The following is a 17244-nucleotide window of genomic DNA, read 5'->3' as shown; positions in this document are numbered from 1 at the left end:
AAGCCGAATGCAAAAGACCAGCCGGTGAAGCCAGGTACGACGGATCAAGCGGTGAAGCCGGATGCAAAAGGTCCGAGGATGCTAATAGATCACGGAGGATTGACGCCGAAACCGGGTAGAAACGATCATCCAGTGAAGCCGTCAGTGCCGATGCCTTCAGTGAATGTCACTAATGATGCTGAAGCAAATGTGCATGTGAACATCAATGTCGCTCACTGTCACTGCCCTGATACAAAGGACGGGCCAACCCCGGACTTAAATCCCAGGCAAGGTCCGAAGCCGGAATCGAACCCCGTGCCACAGCCGGGTCCAACGCCGGAATCGAACCCCGTGCCCCAGCCGGGTCCAACGCCGGAATCGAACCCCGTGCCCCAGCCGGGTCCGAAGCCGGGATCGAACCCCGTGCCACAGCCCGGTCCGAAGCCGGGATCGAACCCCGTGCCACAGCCCGGTCCGAAGCCGGGATCGAACCCCGTGCCACAGCCGGGTCCGAAGCCTGAATCGAACCCCGTGCCACAGCCGGGTCCAAAGCCGGAATCGAACCCCGTGCCACAGCCCGGTCTAAGGCCGGAGTCGAACCCCGTGCCACAGCCCGGTCCGAAGCCTGAATCGAACCCCGTGCCACAGCCCGGTCCGAAGCCGGAATCGAACCCCGTGCCCCAGCCCGGTCCGAAGCCTGAATCGAACCCCGTGCCACAGCCCGGTCCAAAGCCTGAATCGAACCCCGTGCCTCAGCCGGGTCCGAAGCCTGAATCGAACCCCGTGCCTCAGCCGGGTCCGAAGCCTGAATCGAACCCCGTGCCGCAGCCCGGTCCAAAGCCTGAATCGAACCCCGTGCCACAGCCGGGTCCAAAGCCTGAATCGAACCCCGTGCCACAGCCGGGGCCGAAGCCGGAATCGAACCCGATGCCACAGCCAGGCCCGAATCCGGATACCAACCCGATACCTACACCCGCGCCACAGCCCGATAAGTTTGTTCCTGATTTGACCAGCCCAGGTCCTGCTGAGAATAAATTCGACAAAAACTGGCGCTTCAATGCTCGACTTTCATCCAGATCCTGAAATCCGCTGGCTCATAAGAACGCTTGAATAAAACGGGGGGCTTCTCCGAGGCATATCACTCGGAGAAGTACTGTTTAAGGAGAAACTTGTGTCGTGCTATTCGATTAATAATATTGCGCGCGTGATAGATGTCCGTCAGGCGGCACCTGCTGATACGTTAAAGCCCATTAGTGGTGCTCTTCAGTGCACTCCAATTAATTGCCGGACTGTCGAGACAGCTAAAAATAGCATTGGTGCTAATACGGAATTAGTCACTACATTGTCGGGTCTATTTGCGTCTTTTTTTTCACAGCTGATTTCTCTGTTGTCCGGTAAAAAAGATACGACAGTTCCTGATATTCCTCCTCAGCCCAGGGTTCTGCCTGAGGTTCCGCCTCGGGTCATACCTGAACCGCTACCACCAAAGCCTGAGGTCGCCGCAAACATTCCGGGTCTTTCGATAAAGCGTAATGGGGCTAAGCCGGACAACATCTGGAGTGGCTTTCGCCAAGGGCCAGATGGCAACTGCGTTACCGTATCGGCCATCAAGGCAGCCATGTACCGATTTGGTCAAAGCCCTACGGACATTTTTCGCTCAGTGAGAAAAGAGCTTGGCGGTTATCACGTGGTCATGCGCGACGATTTTCAGCTGAGATTGACCGACTCGGAGTTGGCGCAAGCAGCACAAGGTTCGCGGTTTATAGGTCCCGATAAAGAGATGCTCAAGGATGCGCGGTTTCTTTTTGCCGTCAGCGCCAAGCGCGCGCAAATGGAAAACAACGATGGTACGGCGAGCAGGAGTTTTCATGCTGCCATTCGCAGCCTGAACAATGGGGAGGATGAGTGGGGGCCGGGGGAAGGGTTTCTGCGCCTGGGGTTGAGGAAACACATGAGAAGGGTGCCCGTCAGTGCGCTCGCCGGTGGGCAAGTGGGTATGTGCAATCGGGATAAGCATTCGGTAGCGGTTATCAATGGTCGTGAAGAGTTGTGGGGGCGCCGAGGCTCGGCCCCTACCTACGGCGATGCTGTAGCGCTTATGTAATTGAACAGGCAGCCAGGCGGGCGGCTCCATTGACGGCAGTGGCGCTTGGCTGCATCTTTTGCAACCTCGCGTGATCAGGCGCGGCCCTATTCCAGCAACCGCCTGAAACCCTCGATCGGCAATGGCCGGCTGTGTAAATACCCCTGGAACAAATGGCAGCCCAGCTTTTGCAGGAACGCCAGCTGTTCCAGGGTTTCCACCCCCTCGGCGATGACTTCCAGGTTCAGGCTGCGCGCCATCGCCACAATGGCGCGGATGATTTCTGCATCATTGGGGTCGTGGGTCGCATCGCGCACGAACGACTGATCGATCTTCAGTGCGTCCACCGGCAAGCGCTTGAGATAGGTCAGGGATGAGTAGCCGGTGCCGAAATCATCCATTGCAAAGCTCACGCCGAGTTTTTTCAGGCGGCGCATCTTCATCACGGTGTCGTCCAGGTTCTGGATCACGATGCCTTCGGTGATTTCCAGTTTCAGCAGGCTGAACGGCAGGCCGTATTGCTTGAGGCTGTGCTCCACCCGTTCCACAAAGTCGTTCTGGCGAAACTGCCGCGGGCTGATATTCACGCACAGGCTGAAATTGAGCGGGTCCACCAGGCCGGCGGCAATCAACTGGGCAAAGGCGCCGCAGGCTTCATCGAGAATCCAGGTGCCGACCTCCAGGATCAGGCCGCTGTCTTCCAATACCTTGATAAATTCCGCCGGCGACTGCGCGCCCAATTGTGGATGCTGCCAGCGCACCAGGGCTTCGGCGCCGATTATCCTGTTGCCTCGCGCATCCACCTGGGGCTGGTAATGCACGCTGAATTCGCCGCGTGACAAAGCCAGGCGCAAGTCGGTTTCCATGCGCAGGCGCTCGCTGGCGGTTTTTTGCATGCTGTTGTGGAACATCTGCGTGGTGTTGCGCCCGGAGTCCTTGGCGCGGTACAGGGCGATGTCGGCACGCTTGAGCAGATCGGCGGGTGTGGTGCCGTGGTCGGGGATCAGCGCCACGCCGATGCTGGGCGTGACCTGCAACCGGTGACCGTCAAGGAACATGGGTTCCGAGAGCAATTCGCGCAGGGTATCGGCCAGCGCTTGCACCTGGCTGCTGACCGTCTGGCGGGTGCCCTCCAGGCCGCTGAGCAATACCACAAACTCGTCGCCGCCCAGGCGGGCCACGGTGTCCTCCGTGCGCACGCTGGCTTCCAGGCGCGCGGTGACGATTTTCAGCACGGTGTCGCCAACGGGGTGGCCGAGGGAGTCGTTGATGTGCTTGAAGTGATCCAGGTCCAGAAACAGCAGGGCGCCGCGCAGGTTGTGGCGCTTGAGCAGGGCGATCTGCTGGCTCAGGCGGTCCATCAGCAGTGCCCGGTTCGGCAGGTTGGTCAGCGGGTCGTGATAGGCCAGGTGCCGGATCTGCGCCTGGGCGTTCTTCAATAGGCTCACATCCCGCGCGGTCAGCAGCAGGCAGGGGGTTTCATTCAAGGTGATCGGCTCCACCGAGACCTCCACCGCCAGCACCTCGCCACGCTTGTTGCGCCAGAGCATTTCCAGGTGGTGAATGCGCCCCTTGATGTGCAACTCGGCCAACAGTGCAGCGCGTTGGTTTTCATCGGCCCAGATGCCGATCTGGTACAGCGTCAGGCCGATGGCTTCTTCGGTGCGGTAACCGGTCAGGCGGCAAAAACCGTCGTTGACCTCCACGTAACGGCCGGTGTCGCGTTCGGTGATGGATATCGCATCGGGGCTGGAATGGAACGCCTTGGCAAACTTCTCTTCACTGGCCTTGAGTGCGGCTTCCGAGCGTTGCTGTTGGGTAATATCGCGCAGCGTGGTGACGATGCACGGCTGGTCGCTGACCTTGATCAAGCGGCTGGAAATCATGCAGGTCAGGCTTTGGCCGTCCTTGTGATGCACCACTATGGCCACATTGTTCAGGGCCTGTTCGCGTATCACCTGCTCGATGCGCTGCAGGCGCTTGCAGGAGTCGTCCCACAAGCCGATTTGTTCGGCGCTTTTGTCGAGCACTTCGGCGGCTGTCCAGCCAAACGTCTGGGTAAACGCCGGGTTGATCTCGATAAAGGCGCCGCTGTCCAGGCAGGTCACGCAGATCGGGTCGGGGCTGGCCTGGAACAGGCTGGCGAACTTTTCTTCCGAGGCGGTCAGCCGTTGCTCGCGCTCGACCTGGTCGGTGATATCCAGCAAGGTCCCTGCCATGCGCAGGGGCTTGCCTGACTCATCGCGATACAGGCGTGCGCGGCTCTCCAGGTAGCGCGGGCTGCCGTCTTCCATTTGCACGCGGTAGGTCAGCTGATAGTTGCCGTCCGGGCCTTCGCGCAAACTGCGGTACGCATGGCGCATGCCCTCGCGGTCCTCATCGGACATGCCCTCAAAAAACGCATCGAAGGATTCATGGAACGGCGCGGGTTCCAGCCCGTGCAACTGGGCGGCACGCGCCGAGCCGTAGAGCATGCCGCTGGGGATGTGCCAATCCCAGGTACCCAGTTGCGCGGAATCCAGAGCCAGGTCCAGGCGCTCCTGGCTTTCCTTGAGCGCTTGCTCGGCGTTTTTGCGTTCGGTGGTGTCCAGAAAGGTGCTGATCAGGTACGCCTCGCCGTCCAGTTCCACCTTTTGTGCGCTGAGGGTGCCGTCATGAATCTGGCCGTTGCTGGCGCAGAACTGCACTTCCATGGTGATCGGTTCACCCTTGCGCTGCGTGGCCTTGACCAGCAGCGCCCGCTGTTCCGGGTGGCGCCACAGGCCCAGTTCCAGGGTGGTGCGGCCGATGGCATCGGCCACCGGCCAGCCGAACAGCATTTCGAAATACTGGTTGGCTTCGCTGATCAAGCCGTCGGCCTGGCGCGTCAGCAGTACCATGTTCGGGCACAGGTGGAACAGGGTGGCGAAGCGCTTTTCCGAATGGCTGAGGGCATGTTCACGGTCGCGTTGGTGGGTGATCTCGCGGATCACCCCGATCATGCGTCGCCGTCCGGCTTTGTCGGGGGCCAGGTTGCCGCTGATTTCCAGCCAGTGCAGGCTGCCATCGGGCCATTGGATGCGGTGGTGCATGGCGCGGTCGAAGGGCTCTCCGGCGAGCACCGCATGAAAGCCGCGCACCACCCGCGCACTGTCTTGCGGGGCCAGCAGGTCTAGGTAATCGAGGTCCTTGGGCAGAGGCTGGCGCGGGTCAAAGCCGAATAGCGCCTGGGTGCCCCGTGACCAACTGATTCTTCCTGTGTCGATTTCCCAGCACCAGGCACCCAGCCGCGCGGCATTGAGGGCCGCGAGCAGCTGCGGGGCACTGTCCCAGCTTTGTTCCGCCGCTTGAGGGTCCAGGGCGTAGATGCGGGGCAGGGGTGGAATCGGGTCAAGGGGGTTGCGCATTATCAAAGGGCCTTGGCTCATTGAGAAAACCGCGCGGTTTGACCTAAACCCCTGGCCCGCACGGTGTCATGCCGGTAACCCTGGCAGATCGACCTGTGCATCCAACAGGCTCATGAAAGCCCGCGCAGCGTTCGACAGCGTCCTTTCGGTGTGCACGATATAGCCTAGCTGGCGACTGAGCTGTATGCCCGGCAAAGCGATACTTGCCACCTGATCGTCAAGCATGGTGCGCGGCAACACGCTCCAGGCCAGGCCGATGGAGACCATCATCTTGATGGTTTCCAGGTAGTTAGTGCTCATCGCGATATTGGGCGTCAGGCCCTGGGCCTCGAACAGGCGGCTGACAATATGGTGGGTAAAGGTGTTGCCACCGGGAAACACGGCCGGATGCCCGGCGATATCAGCCAGGCTGACGGAACCGTTGCTGATCAGGCTGTGTTCCGGCGCCACCACAAAATCCAGTGGGTCGTCCCACACCCGGGTTGCACGTACCAGGTTGTGGGGCTCAGGCGCCAGGGTGATTACCGCGACTTCCGCACGGCCATGGAGGATTTCTTCGTAGGCCACTTCTGAATCCAGAAACTGAATATCCAACGCCACCTTCGGATATTGCCGGGTGAAGGTGCGCAGGATCGGCGGTAGGCGATGCAGGCCGATATGGTGGCTAGTGGCCAGAGTGAGGCGCCCGCTGACTTCGCCGGTGAGGTTGGTCAGGGCCCGGCGGGTGTCGTCCAGCACGTTGAGGATTTGATAGGCGCGGGGCAGCAAGGCCCGCCCGGCCTCGGTCAAGCCGACTTCGCGGCCCAGGCGGTCGAACAGCCGTACCTTCAATTGTTGTTCCAAACCGGCGATGCGCTTGCTGATGGCCGGCTGGGTCAGGTGCAGGCGTTCGCCGGCGCCGGAGAAGCTGCCGGTCTCGGCGATGGCGATAAAGGCGTTGAGGTTGGCCAGGTCCATGGTGCTATTCCAGTTGGTAATCCAAAGCATAAAAAATATGAATTTGAGTTATTTAATGTAGCGCCATACCATCAGCCTCACAAGCCAAAGGGTTATTGAAAAGCCCGGCGTATAGAAGCACCGCTGATGAGGACCGACTGATGGCCGGCAAAACGCTTTACGACAAGCTTTGGGATTCCCACGAAGTGAAACGTCGCGATGATGGATCGTCGCTGATCTACATCGACCGTCACATCATCCATGAAGTGACCTCGCCCCAAGCGTTCGAAGGCCTGCGACTGGCCGGGCGCAAGCCTTGGCGCGTCGACTCCATCATCGCCACTCCGGACCACAACGTGCCGACCACTCCTGAGCGCAAGGGCGGCATCGAAGCCATTGCCGACCAGGTTTCGCGGTTGCAGGTGCAGACCCTCGACGATTATTGCGACGAATACGGCATCACCGAATTCAAGATGAACGACGTGCGCCAAGGCATCGTCCACGTCATCGGCCCGGAGCAGGGCGCCACCTTGCCGGGCATGACCGTGGTCTGCGGCGACTCCCACACCTCCACCCACGGTGCGTTCGGCGCCCTGGCCCATGGCATCGGCACGTCTGAGGTGGAACATGTGTTCGCCACCCAGTGCCTGGTGGCCAAGAAAATGAAGAACATGCTGGTACGCGTCGAAGGCCAATTGCCGTTTGGCGTGACCGCCAAAGACATCGTGCTCGCCGTGATCGGCAAGATCGGCACCGCCGGCGGCAACGGCCATGCCATCGAGTTCGCCGGCAGTGCTATCCGCGAGCTGTCCATTGAAGGCCGCATGACCATTTGCAACATGTCCATCGAAGCCGGTGCCCGCGTGGGCATGGTGGCGGCGGACGAAAAAACCGTCGAATACGTCAAGGGCCGCCCGTTCGCGCCGCAGGGCGCCGATTGGGATGCCGCCGTCGAAGCGTGGAAAGACCTGGTCTCCGACGCCGATGCGGTGTTCGACACCGTGGTCGAACTCGACGCTGCGCAGATCAAGCCGCAAGTCAGCTGGGGCACTTCGCCCGAAATGGTCCTGGCCGTCGACCAGAACGTGCCGGACCCGGCCAAAGAGGCCGACCTGGTCAAGCGTGGCTCCATCGAGCGCGCCTTGAAATACATGGGGTTGACCGCCAACCAGGCGATCACCGATATCCAGTTGGACCGCGTGTTTATCGGTTCCTGCACCAACTCGCGTATCGAAGACCTGCGCGCCGCGGCGGTGATCGCCAAAGGCCGCAAGGTGGCCTCGACCATCAAACAAGCCATTGTGGTGCCAGGTTCCGGGCTGGTTAAAGCCCAGGCGGAAGCCGAAGGGCTGGACAAGATCTTCCTCGAAGCCGGTTTTGAATGGCGTGAGCCGGGCTGCTCGATGTGCCTGGCGATGAACCCGGACCGCCTGGAGTCGGGCGAGCATTGCGCGTCGACCTCCAACCGTAACTTCGAAGGGCGCCAAGGCGCGGGTGGGCGTACTCACCTGGTGAGCCCGGCCATGGCCGCCGCTGCTGCCGTCAACGGTCGTTTCATCGACGTTCGCGAATTGATCTGAGGAAAACCCGATGAGAGCTTTTACCCAACACACAGGCCTTGTAGCGCCGTTGGACCGTGCCAATGTGGACACCGACCAGATCATCCCAAAGCAATTCCTGAAGTCGATCAAGCGCACCGGTTTCGGCCCCAACCTGTTCGATGAGTGGCGCTACCTGGACGTGGGCTACGCCTACCAGGACAACTCCAAGCGCCCTCTGAACAAGGACTTTGTGCTCAACGCCGAGCGTTACCAAGGCGCCAGCGTGTTGCTGGCCCGGGAAAACTTCGGCTGCGGCTCCAGCCGCGAGCACGCGCCTTGGGCCCTGGAAGAGTACGGCTTTCGCAGCATCATCGCGCCGAGCTACGCCGATATCTTCTTCAACAACAGCTTCAAGAACGGCCTGTTGCCGATCATCTTGAGCGACGCTGAAGTGGACGAGTTGTTCCAGCAAGTGGAGGCCAATGTCGGCTACCAGCTGACGGTGGACCTGGCCGCGCAAACCGTGACCCGCCCGGATGGCAAGGTGTACCACTTTGAAGTGGATGCCTTCCGTAAGCACTGCCTGATCAACGGCCTGGACGACATCGGCCTGACCTTGCAGGACGGCGATGCGATTGCTGCGTTTGAAACCAGGCACCGGGCGAGCCAGCCCTGGCTGTTTCGCGATGCCTGATTTGCGGTAACCGTGCGGGCCCCATCGCGGGCAAGCCCGCTCCCACAGAGATCGAGGTTCGCCTGAGCACCTCGGTCAACGGTGGAAGCTGGCTTGCCTGCGATAGCGCCAGTGCAACCACCACAAACCCCAAGGAAAGCCACCATGACCACCACCGCCCACACCCAAGTCGTGCAAAAACAATTCGGCGAGCAAGCCTCGGCCTACCTGAGCAGCGCCGTACACGCCCAGGGCACCGAATTCGCACTGCTACAGGCCGAACTGGCCGGGCAGGGCGCTGCACGCCTGCTGGACCTGGGCTGCGGTGCCGGTCATGTCAGCTTCCATGTAGCGCCTCTGGTCAAAGAAGTGGTGGCCTACGACTTGTCCCTGCCTATGCTCGACGTGGTGGCCGCCGCCGCCAAAGACCGCAACCTGGACAACATCCGCACCGTGCACGGCGCCGCCGAGCGCCTGCCGTTCGCCGATGGCGAATTCGACTTCGTGTTCAGCCGTTATTCGCCCCATCACTGGAGCGACCTCGGCCTGGCCCTGCGTGAAGTGCGCCGTGTGCTCAAGCCGGGTGGCGTGGCGGCATTTGTGGATGTCTTGTCACCGGGCAGCCCGCTGTTGGACACTTACCTGCAAACCGTCGAAGTGCTGCGCGACACCAGCCATGTACGTGACTATTCCGGCGCCGAGTGGATGCGCCAGTTGAGTGAGGCCGGCCTGCACGTGCGCAACAGCAGTCGCCAGCGCTTGCGCCTGGAGTACACCTCGTGGGTTGAACGCATGCGCACGCCAGAGGTACTGCGTGCAGCAATCCTTGAGCTGCAACAGGCGATGGGCCAGGAAGTACGCGATTATTACGAAATTCAAGCCGACGGCACCTTCAGCACCGATGTGCTGGTGGTCTTCGCCGAACGCTGATTGATTTTTCCCGACCTGCCCACGGGCGGGTCGCTTGATGAAATGAGGAACCCATGAGCAAGCAGATTCTGATTCTCCCTGGCGACGGTATTGGGCCGGAAATCATGGCCGAAGCGGTCAAGGTCCTTGAGCTTGCCAACAGCAAGTACAGCCTGGGCTTCGAGCTGAGCCACGACGTGATCGGCGGCGCTGCCATCGACAAGCACGGCGTGCCGCTGGCTGACGAGACCCTCGACCGCGCCCGGGCTGCCGATGCCGTGCTGCTCGGTGCCGTGGGGGGGCCGAAATGGGACAAGATCGAGCGTGACATCCGCCCTGAGCGCGGCTTGCTGAAAATTCGTGCGCAACTGGGCCTGTTCGGCAACCTGCGCCCGGCCATCCTCTACCCGCAACTGGCTGACGCGTCGAGCCTCAAGCCGGAAGTGGTAGCGGACCTGGATATTCTCATCGTGCGTGAGCTGACCGGCGGTATCTACTTCGGCTCGCCACGGGGTGTGCGCGAGTTGGAAAATGGTGAGCGTCAGGCCTATGACACGCTGCCATACAGCGAGAGCGAAATCCGCCGTATCGCCCGTGTCGGTTTCGACATGGCGCGCGTGCGCGGCAAAAAAGTCTGCTCGGTGGACAAGGCCAACGTGCTGGCTTCCAGCCAACTGTGGCGTGAAATCGTCGAAGAAGTCGCCAAGGATTATCCGGACGTCGAACTGAGCCACATGTACGTCGACAACGCCGCCATGCAACTGGTGCGCGCACCCAAGCAGTTCGACGTGATTGTCACCGACAACCTGTTCGGCGACATCCTGTCCGACCAGGCGTCGATGCTCACCGGTTCCATCGGCATGCTGCCGTCGGCGTCCCTGGACACCAACAACAAAGGTATGTACGAGCCGTGCCACGGTTCGGCGCCAGACATCGCGGGGCAGGGCATTGCCAACCCGCTGGCGACGATTTTGTCGGTGTCGATGATGCTGCGCTACAGCTTCAACCTGGGCGATGCGGCGGACGCAATCGAGAAGGCCGTCAGCCTGGTGCTGGATCAGGGCTTGCGCACCGGCGATATCTGGTCCCAGGGTTGCACCAAGGTCGGGACGCAAGAAATGGGCGACGCAGTAGTCGCCGCGCTGCGGAATCTGTAATCTCTCGGGCCCGCTTGCAGTTGTTGCTGCAAGGCGGCCCACTTTTTAACAAGGTGTAGTTGCGATGAAACGTGTAGGTCTGATCGGTTGGCGCGGTATGGTCGGTTCCGTGCTCATGCAGCGGATGCTGGAAGAGCAGGATTTCGATCTTATTGAGCCGGTGTTTTTCACCACTTCGAACGTAGGTGGCCAAGGGCCGTCCGTGGGCAAGGATATTGCCCCGCTCAAGGATGCCTACAGCATTGAAGAGTTGAAGAGCCTCGACGTGATCCTGACCTGCCAGGGTGGCGACTACACCAGCGAAGTCTTCCCCAAGCTGCGCGAAGCCGGCTGGCAGGGTTACTGGATCGACGCCGCTTCGAGCCTGCGCATGCAGGACGACGCGGTGATCATCCTCGACCCGGTCAACCGCAAGGTCATCGACCAGCAACTGGACGCCGGTACCAAGAACTACGTGGGCGGCAACTGCACCGTCAGCCTGATGCTGATGGGCCTGGGCGGCCTGTTCGAAGCGGGCCTGGTGGAGTGGATGAGCGCGATGACCTATCAGGCGGCCTCCGGTGCCGGCGCGCAGAACATGCGTGAACTGATCAAGCAGATGGGCGCGACCCACGCCGCTGTCGCCGATCAACTGGCTGACCCGGCCAGTGCGATCCTCGATATCGACCGCCGTGTGGCCGAGGCCATGCGCAGCGATGCTTACCCGACCGAGAACTTCGGCGTGCCATTGGCCGGTAGCCTGATCCCGTGGATCGACAAGGAACTGCCTAACGGTCAGAGCCGCGAAGAGTGGAAGGCCCAGGCCGAAACCAACAAGATCCTGGGGCGTTTCAAGAACCCGATCCCGGTGGACGGCATCTGCGTGCGCATTGGCGCCATGCGTTGCCACAGCCAGGCGCTGACTATCAAGTTGAACAAAGATGTGCCGATCGCCGATATCGAAGGGCTGATCAGCCAGCACAACCCTTGGGTCAAGCTGGTGCCGAACAACCGCGATATCAGCATGCAGGAGCTGAGCCCGACCAAGGTCACCGGCACCCTGAATGTACCGGTGGGCCGCCTGCGCAAGCTGAACATGGGCAGCCAGTTCCTTGGCGCGTTCACCGTTGGCGACCAACTGCTGTGGGGCGCGGCTGAGCCGTTGCGTCGCATGTTGCGGATTTTGCTGGAGCGTTGATCGCTTGAGGCAATAACAGAAACCCGCGTTCTGGTGACAGGCGCGGGTTTTTTGTTGCCCTTGTGATCGTTCCCACGCTCTGCGTGGGAATGCAGCTCTGGACGCTCTGCGTCTGCTTTAGAGGCGTGACGCGGAGCGTCACAGGAGGCGTTCCCACGCAGAGCGCGGGAACGATCAGGGGGGCTGTAATTGCCTCACCCTCTACCACCCGGTAAAGTGCCGCTCCCCCGTAATGCCCGAGGCAATCCCATGACCCAGACCTTTGAAATCGCCGTGATCGGCGCTACCGGTACCGTTGGCGAAACCCTGGTGCAGATTCTCGAAGAGCTGGAGTTCCCGGTGGGCACCTTGTACCTGCTGGCGGGTAGCAACTCGGCGGGGGCTTCGGTGCCGTTTCGGGGCAAGAACGTGCGGGTCAAAGAGGTCGACACGTTTGATTTCAGCAAGGTGCAGTTGGCGTTCTTCGCTGCAGGCCCCGCGGTGACCCTGAGCTTCGCCCCGCGTGCCACCGCCGCTGGCTGCGCGGTGATCGACTTGTCTGGCGCATTGCCCGCCGAGCAGGCGCCGCAAGTGGTGCCGCAGGCCAACGCCCATGTGCTGGGCGCGTTGAAAAAGCCTTTCCAGCTCGGCAGCCCGAGCCCTTGTGCCACCTACCTCGCGGTGGTGCTGGCACCGTTGCGCAATGTGGTGGACATCCAGCGCGTGAGCGTCACCGCCAACCTGGCCATCTCTGCCCAGGGCCGCGAGGCCGTCAGCGAGTTGGCGCGCCAGACTGCCGAACTGCTGAACGTGCGTCCTTTGGAGCCAGCGTTCTTCGATCGGCAAGTGGCGTTCAACCTGCTGGCGCAAGTCGGCACGCCAGACGTCCAAGGTCATACCGCCCTGGAGAAGCGCCTCGTACACGAACTGCGTGCGGTGCTGGAAACACCTTTACTAAAGATTTCCGCCACCTGCGTTCAAGCCCCGGTGTTTTTCGGCGATAGCCTGACTGTGTCGCTGCAACTGGCCGCGCCGGTCGACCTGGCCGCGGTGAACCGCGCCCTCGACGCTGCGCCGGGAATCGAGCTGGTCGAGGAGGGCGATTACCCCACAGCCGTAGGCGATGCCGTCGGCCAGGACGTGGTGTACGTCGGGCGAGTTCGCGCAGGTATCGACGACCCAGCGGAACTAAATCTTTGGTTGACGTCAGATAACGTACGCAAAGGCTCGGCCCTGAACGCCGTGGAACTGGCGCAGTTGTTGATAAAAGACCTTGTGTAAAAGATACTTGGCGGCAATTTGTAGATTGATTCTAGCCAGGCGCTATGCTTGGTCCCAAGTGAAACACAAGCGCGTCGGTGACCTATCGGCTCGCCATGCCTTATGGCAGCGGTTACCAACCTTCTCGCAGAGCGGGAAGTGTTCAAACAAAGGATGAGGCTATGGTTCAAGTTCGCAAACTGGTGTTAGCAATAGCGGCCGCCTCGGCGCTGTCCTCCGGTATGGCGCAGGCGCTGCAACTTGGGGAGATGACCCTCAAGTCGAAGTTGAACCAGCCGCTGTCGGTGGAAATCGAATTGCGCGATGTGGGCGGCCTCACGGCGTCCGAGATCACCCCCAGCCTGGCTTCGGCCCAGGCCTTCGTGGATGCGGGTGTCGACCGCCAGGCGTTTCTCGATGACCTGACGTTCACGCCGGTGATCAACCCCGAAGGTCGCAGCGTGGTACGTGTGACCTCCAGCAAGCCGCTGCCCGATTCCTACGTGCGTTTCCTGATGCAGGTGCAATGGCCCAATGGCCGCTTGATGCGTGACTACAGTGTGCTGCTCGACCCGGCCAAGTTTGACCAGCCGGCACCGACTGCCAGCGCGCCGGCCAGCTCTGCGCCTGCCACTGGCACGCTTGCCCGGCACACCACCACGCCCCACGATACCTTGTGGGAAATTGCCGCGAAGAACCGTCATGGCGCCTCGGTCCAGCAAACGATGCTGGCTATCCAGGCGCTTAACCCGGATGCCTTTGTCGACGGCAACATCAACCGCCTGAAAACCGGCCAGGTGCTACGCCTGCCGGATATCACCCAAAGTACAGCCCTGGCCCAGCCGCAAGCGATTGCCGAAGTGAGTGCGCAGAACGCCGCCTGGCGCCAGCGCCAGCGCAGTCCTCAGGGGCAAGTGGCTGGTAAGCCGCAGTTGGATGCAACCCGGCGTACCCAGGCCGGCAATGCGCCGTCGAGCACCCAGGCCAAGGACAATTTGAGCCTGGTATCGGCGCAAGCCGCCAAGAAAGGTGGCAAAGGCGCAGCTGGGGACAGCCGCGCCCTGAGCGACAAGCTGGCGATGACCCAGGAAGAGCTCGACACCACGCGGCGCGACAACGAAGAACTGAAAAGCCGTGCCGCCGACCTGCAAAGCCAGCTGGACAAGCTGCAGAAGCTGATCCAGCTGAAGAATGACCAATTGGCTCGTTTGCAGGCTCAAACCGCTGAGCCCGCCGCGATCCCCGCGCAGTTGCCCGGTGAGCCTGCAGCCGAGCCTGCGGCCCCTGTTGCAGCGCCAGCGCCTGAACCTGTCAAGCCGGCTGCCGCGCCGGCCAGTACCGAAGGCAAGTTCAATGATCTGCTGACCAACCCGATTGTGCTAGGCATCCTTGGCGGTGCGGCCCTGCTGGTGGTGCTGCTGCTTCTGCTGCTATGGGCTCGCCATCGCAATGCTCGCCGTGAAGAAGAGAAGCATCTGCGCATGGCTCGGGCGTTGGCCGAAGAGCCTGAGTTCGTTTCCAATATCGATCAAGACCTGCCGCCTGACAGCTTCGAGGGCCTTGAAGTGCCGCCGCCGAGCGTCAAGCTCGCCACCGCAGTGGCGCCAGCAGCCGCACCCGCGCCAGCACCGGTGGTCGAGACGGTTGTGGCGCCGACGGTCGCCTCCGTGCTGGCGCCGTTGGCGGTTGCCGTGGCTCAGGAAAATTCCAGCGACGCCCTGGCCCAGGCCCAATCCCATATTGACCGTGGCCACCTGAACCAGGCGGCGGATGTGCTTGAACAAGCCATCAAGCACGAGCCCAAGCGCAGCGACCTGCGTTTGAAGCTGATGGAAGTCTATGGCCTGCAGAACAACAAGGACGGGTTCGTCACCCAGGAGCGCCAGTTGGTGGCCAACGGTGAGAACCATGCCCAGGTCGAGCAGCTCAAGGCGCGCTTCCCGGCCATGGCCGTGTTGGCGGCGGGTGTCAGTGCCGCAGTGGCCGCCGCAGCCCTGGATGCGCAATACGTCAAGGACCTGCTCGACGACAAGCCGGCCTCGGCTGCGCAGGCAGACACCTTCGACACCGATTTCGACTTGAGCCTGGATGACCTGGAAGCCGCCTCGCCGGCCGAGATCGCGCAAGACCAGCAAACCTTTGAAACATTGCTCAAACAACAGACCGAGTCTAAGGCCGACGCACAGGACCTGTCGGACTTTGACCTGGACCTGCAGCTGGACCCGCCCGCGTCGCAAACCGATGACGACTTCCTGTCGGGCCTTGAAGAGCAGATCAAGGATGTACCGCCAGTGGAGCCGCCGACCCTGACGCCGGCTGCGCTGGACGAATTCGACCTGCCGGAAGACTTTGACCTGTCGCTGGCGGACGAGCCGAGCAACCCTGCGGCCAAGCCCGATGCCTTCGCGTTGGAGCTGGACGACGTCAACGCTGAACTGGATCGATTGTCCCAGAGCCTGGAACATCCGCCGATCGAGCCTTCCTTCACGGCTGAAGATGCCGCGCTGGGTGCTGAGGATGAGCCGGATTTCGACTTCCTCTCGGGCACCGATGAAGTGGCTACCAAGCTCGACCTGGCCCAGGCCTATATCGACATGGGCGATGCTGACGGCGCGCGAGACATCCTGTCCGAGGTGCTGACCGAAGGCAACGAAGGCCAGCGTAGCGAAGCCAAGGAAATGCTCGGCCGAATCTAACGGCCGAGGCAGAAAAATGTGGGAGCGGGCTTGTTGTGGCGAGGGAGCTTGCTCCCGCTGGGGGGCGTAGCGCCCCTGAAAAGCCGGCTCCAGCTGCGCTGTCGAACGGGAGCAAGCTCCCTCGCCACAAAAACCCCAGATTAAAAGCCCCCTCTCATGCACCCTGACGCCCTATAATGCCCGCCTTTGCGCAACTCATCAGGCTCTCAGTTCTTGGCAAATATAGATAACGCGGCTGCCGAAATGGCGGCCGCAGGCTTTTACCGCATCGCCCTGGGCGTGGAATACAAAGGCTCGCGCTATCGCGGCTGGCAGCGTCAGGCCTCCGGGGTGCTGACGGTGCAGGAAACCCTGGAAAACGCCCTGTCCAAAGTCGCCAACTCGCCGGTGTCGCTGATGTGTGCCGGGCGTACCGATGCCGGCGTGCACGCGTGTGGCCAAGTGGTGCACTTCGACACCCAGGCCGAGCGTTCGATGAAGGCGTGGGTGATGGGGGCTAATATCAATTTGCCCCATGACGTCAGCGTCAGCTGGGCCAAGGTCATGCCGGCGCATTTTCACGCCCGTTTCAAGGCCATCGCCCGCCGTTACCGCTACGTGATCTACAACGATCAGATCCGCCCGGCGCACCTCAATGAAGAAATCACTTGGAACCACCGCCCGCTGGATGCCGAGCGCATGGCCGAGGCCGCGCAGCATTTGGTCGGGGTGCATGACTTCAGCGCCTTCCGTGCAGGGCAGTGCCAGGCCAAGTCGCCGATCAAGGAAGTCCACCACCTGCGGGTGACGCGCCACGGCAAGATGATTGTGCTGGATATCCGTGCAGGTGCCTTCCTGCATCACATGGTGCGCAACATCGCTGGCGTGCTGATGACCATCGGCACCGGTGAGCGCCCGGTGGAGTGGGCCAAGGAAGTGCTGGATAGCCGCATTCGCCGCACGGGCGGGGTCACGGCGCATCCGTTCGGCCTTTACCTGGTGGATGTGGAGTACCGCGACGAGTTCGAATTACCGGAACGCTTTATCGGGCCGCACTTCCTCACCGGTTTCAGCGAACTTGGCGGCTGACGCCCGGAAAAGCTTTTGTTACCATCCGGGACTTTCTCGGTCCAACCCTGAGGTTCCTACGACATGTCAGCCGTTCGCAGCAAGATTTGCGGGATTACCCGCATAGAAGACGCGCTGGCGGCAGTCGAAGCGGGGGCGGATGCCATTGGCCTGGTGTTTTATGCCAAGAGCCCACGGGCGGTGAATGTGCTGCAGGCGCGGGCGATCATCGCTGCATTGCCGCCCTTCGTGACCACCGTGGGGTTGTTCGTCAACGCCAGCCGCTGCGAGCTCAACGAAACCCTGGATGCGGTGCCGCTGGATATGTTGCAGTTCCATGGCGACGAATCGCCAGAGGAATGCGAAAGCTATCAGCGCCCGTACATCAAGGCGTTGCGGGTCAAGGCCGGGGACGATATCG

13 protein-coding genes are annotated in these 17244 nt (G+C 61.5%); 10 read left to right on the top strand and 3 right to left on the bottom strand.

The window, feature by feature from the left end:
* Nucleotides 1-202: 202 nt before the first annotated feature.
* Nucleotides 203-913, bottom strand: coding sequence for a hypothetical protein (locus tag APH41_RS28960; RefSeq protein ID WP_156359102.1), 711 nt, complete (start codon nt 911-913; stop codon nt 203-205).
* A gap of 237 nt (nt 914-1150) precedes the next feature.
* Here APH41_RS28960 and APH41_RS28660 point away from each other — a divergent pair, with 237 nt between their 5' ends.
* Entirely contained in the window at nt 1151-2083 is a 933-nt protein-coding gene (locus APH41_RS28660) for a hypothetical protein (protein WP_082430517.1), read from the top strand.
* A gap of 86 nt (nt 2084-2169) precedes the next feature.
* Here the strand turns inward: APH41_RS28660 and APH41_RS27295 are convergent, their stop codons facing one another.
* Both APH41_RS27295 and APH41_RS27290 read right to left on the bottom strand, forming a co-directional pair.
* The gene (locus APH41_RS27295) at nt 2170-5448 is read right to left on the bottom strand and encodes an EAL domain-containing protein (RefSeq protein ID WP_054922604.1); all 3279 of its coding nucleotides are present in this window, start codon (nt 5446-5448) and stop codon (nt 2170-2172) included.
* Between the two features lie 66 nt (nt 5449-5514).
* Nucleotides 5515-6405 (bottom strand): LysR family transcriptional regulator, encoded by an 891-nt coding sequence (locus APH41_RS27290; protein ID WP_054922601.1) that lies wholly within the window; start codon nt 6403-6405, stop codon nt 5515-5517.
* 140 nt (nt 6406-6545) lie between these two features.
* Here APH41_RS27290 and leuC point away from each other — a divergent pair, with 140 nt between their 5' ends.
* The 9 genes from leuC to APH41_RS27245 form a co-directional block, all read left to right on the top strand.
* Nucleotides 6546-7964, top strand: a complete 1419-nt coding sequence (leuC, locus tag APH41_RS27285) for a 3-isopropylmalate dehydratase large subunit (protein WP_054922598.1) — start codon at nt 6546-6548, stop codon at nt 7962-7964.
* A gap of 10 nt (nt 7965-7974) precedes the next feature.
* Nucleotides 7975-8619: a 3-isopropylmalate dehydratase small subunit gene (leuD, locus tag APH41_RS27280; protein WP_014719160.1), complete on the top strand. Its 645-nt coding sequence runs from the start codon at nt 7975-7977 to the stop codon at nt 8617-8619.
* A gap of 144 nt (nt 8620-8763) precedes the next feature.
* Nucleotides 8764-9528 (top strand): class I SAM-dependent methyltransferase, encoded by a 765-nt coding sequence (locus APH41_RS27275; RefSeq protein WP_054922597.1) that lies wholly within the window; start codon nt 8764-8766, stop codon nt 9526-9528.
* A gap of 53 nt (nt 9529-9581) precedes the next feature.
* A complete protein-coding gene (leuB, locus tag APH41_RS27270; RefSeq protein WP_054922594.1) occupies nt 9582-10664 on the top strand; it encodes a 3-isopropylmalate dehydrogenase in 1083 nt (360 codons plus the stop codon).
* A gap of 64 nt (nt 10665-10728) precedes the next feature.
* A complete protein-coding gene (gene asd / locus APH41_RS27265; RefSeq protein WP_003192554.1) occupies nt 10729-11841 on the top strand; it encodes an aspartate-semialdehyde dehydrogenase in 1113 nt (370 codons plus the stop codon).
* A gap of 249 nt (nt 11842-12090) precedes the next feature.
* Nucleotides 12091-13101: an aspartate-semialdehyde dehydrogenase gene (locus APH41_RS27260; RefSeq protein ID WP_054922592.1), complete on the top strand. Its 1011-nt coding sequence runs from the start codon at nt 12091-12093 to the stop codon at nt 13099-13101.
* Nucleotides 13102-13262: 161 nt separating this feature from the next.
* Entirely contained in the window at nt 13263-15776 is a 2514-nt protein-coding gene (locus APH41_RS27255) for a FimV/HubP family polar landmark protein (protein ID WP_054922589.1), read from the top strand.
* Nucleotides 15777-16019: 243 nt separating this feature from the next.
* Nucleotides 16020-16844 (top strand): tRNA pseudouridine(38-40) synthase TruA, encoded by an 825-nt coding sequence (gene truA / locus APH41_RS27250; protein WP_054898765.1) that lies wholly within the window; start codon nt 16020-16022, stop codon nt 16842-16844.
* Between the two features lie 63 nt (nt 16845-16907).
* On the top strand, nt 16908-17244 hold a 337-nt coding region (locus APH41_RS27245), incomplete at its 3' end, for a phosphoribosylanthranilate isomerase (RefSeq protein ID WP_177333603.1).

The organism is Pseudomonas sp. NBRC 111138 (assembly GCF_001320835.1).
In the GTDB taxonomy this organism is placed as follows: Bacteria; Pseudomonadota; Gammaproteobacteria; order Pseudomonadales; family Pseudomonadaceae; genus Aquipseudomonas; species Aquipseudomonas paracarnis.
Note: the sequence above shows the minus strand (reverse complement) of the source record. Positions and strands in the feature narration are given on the sequence as shown.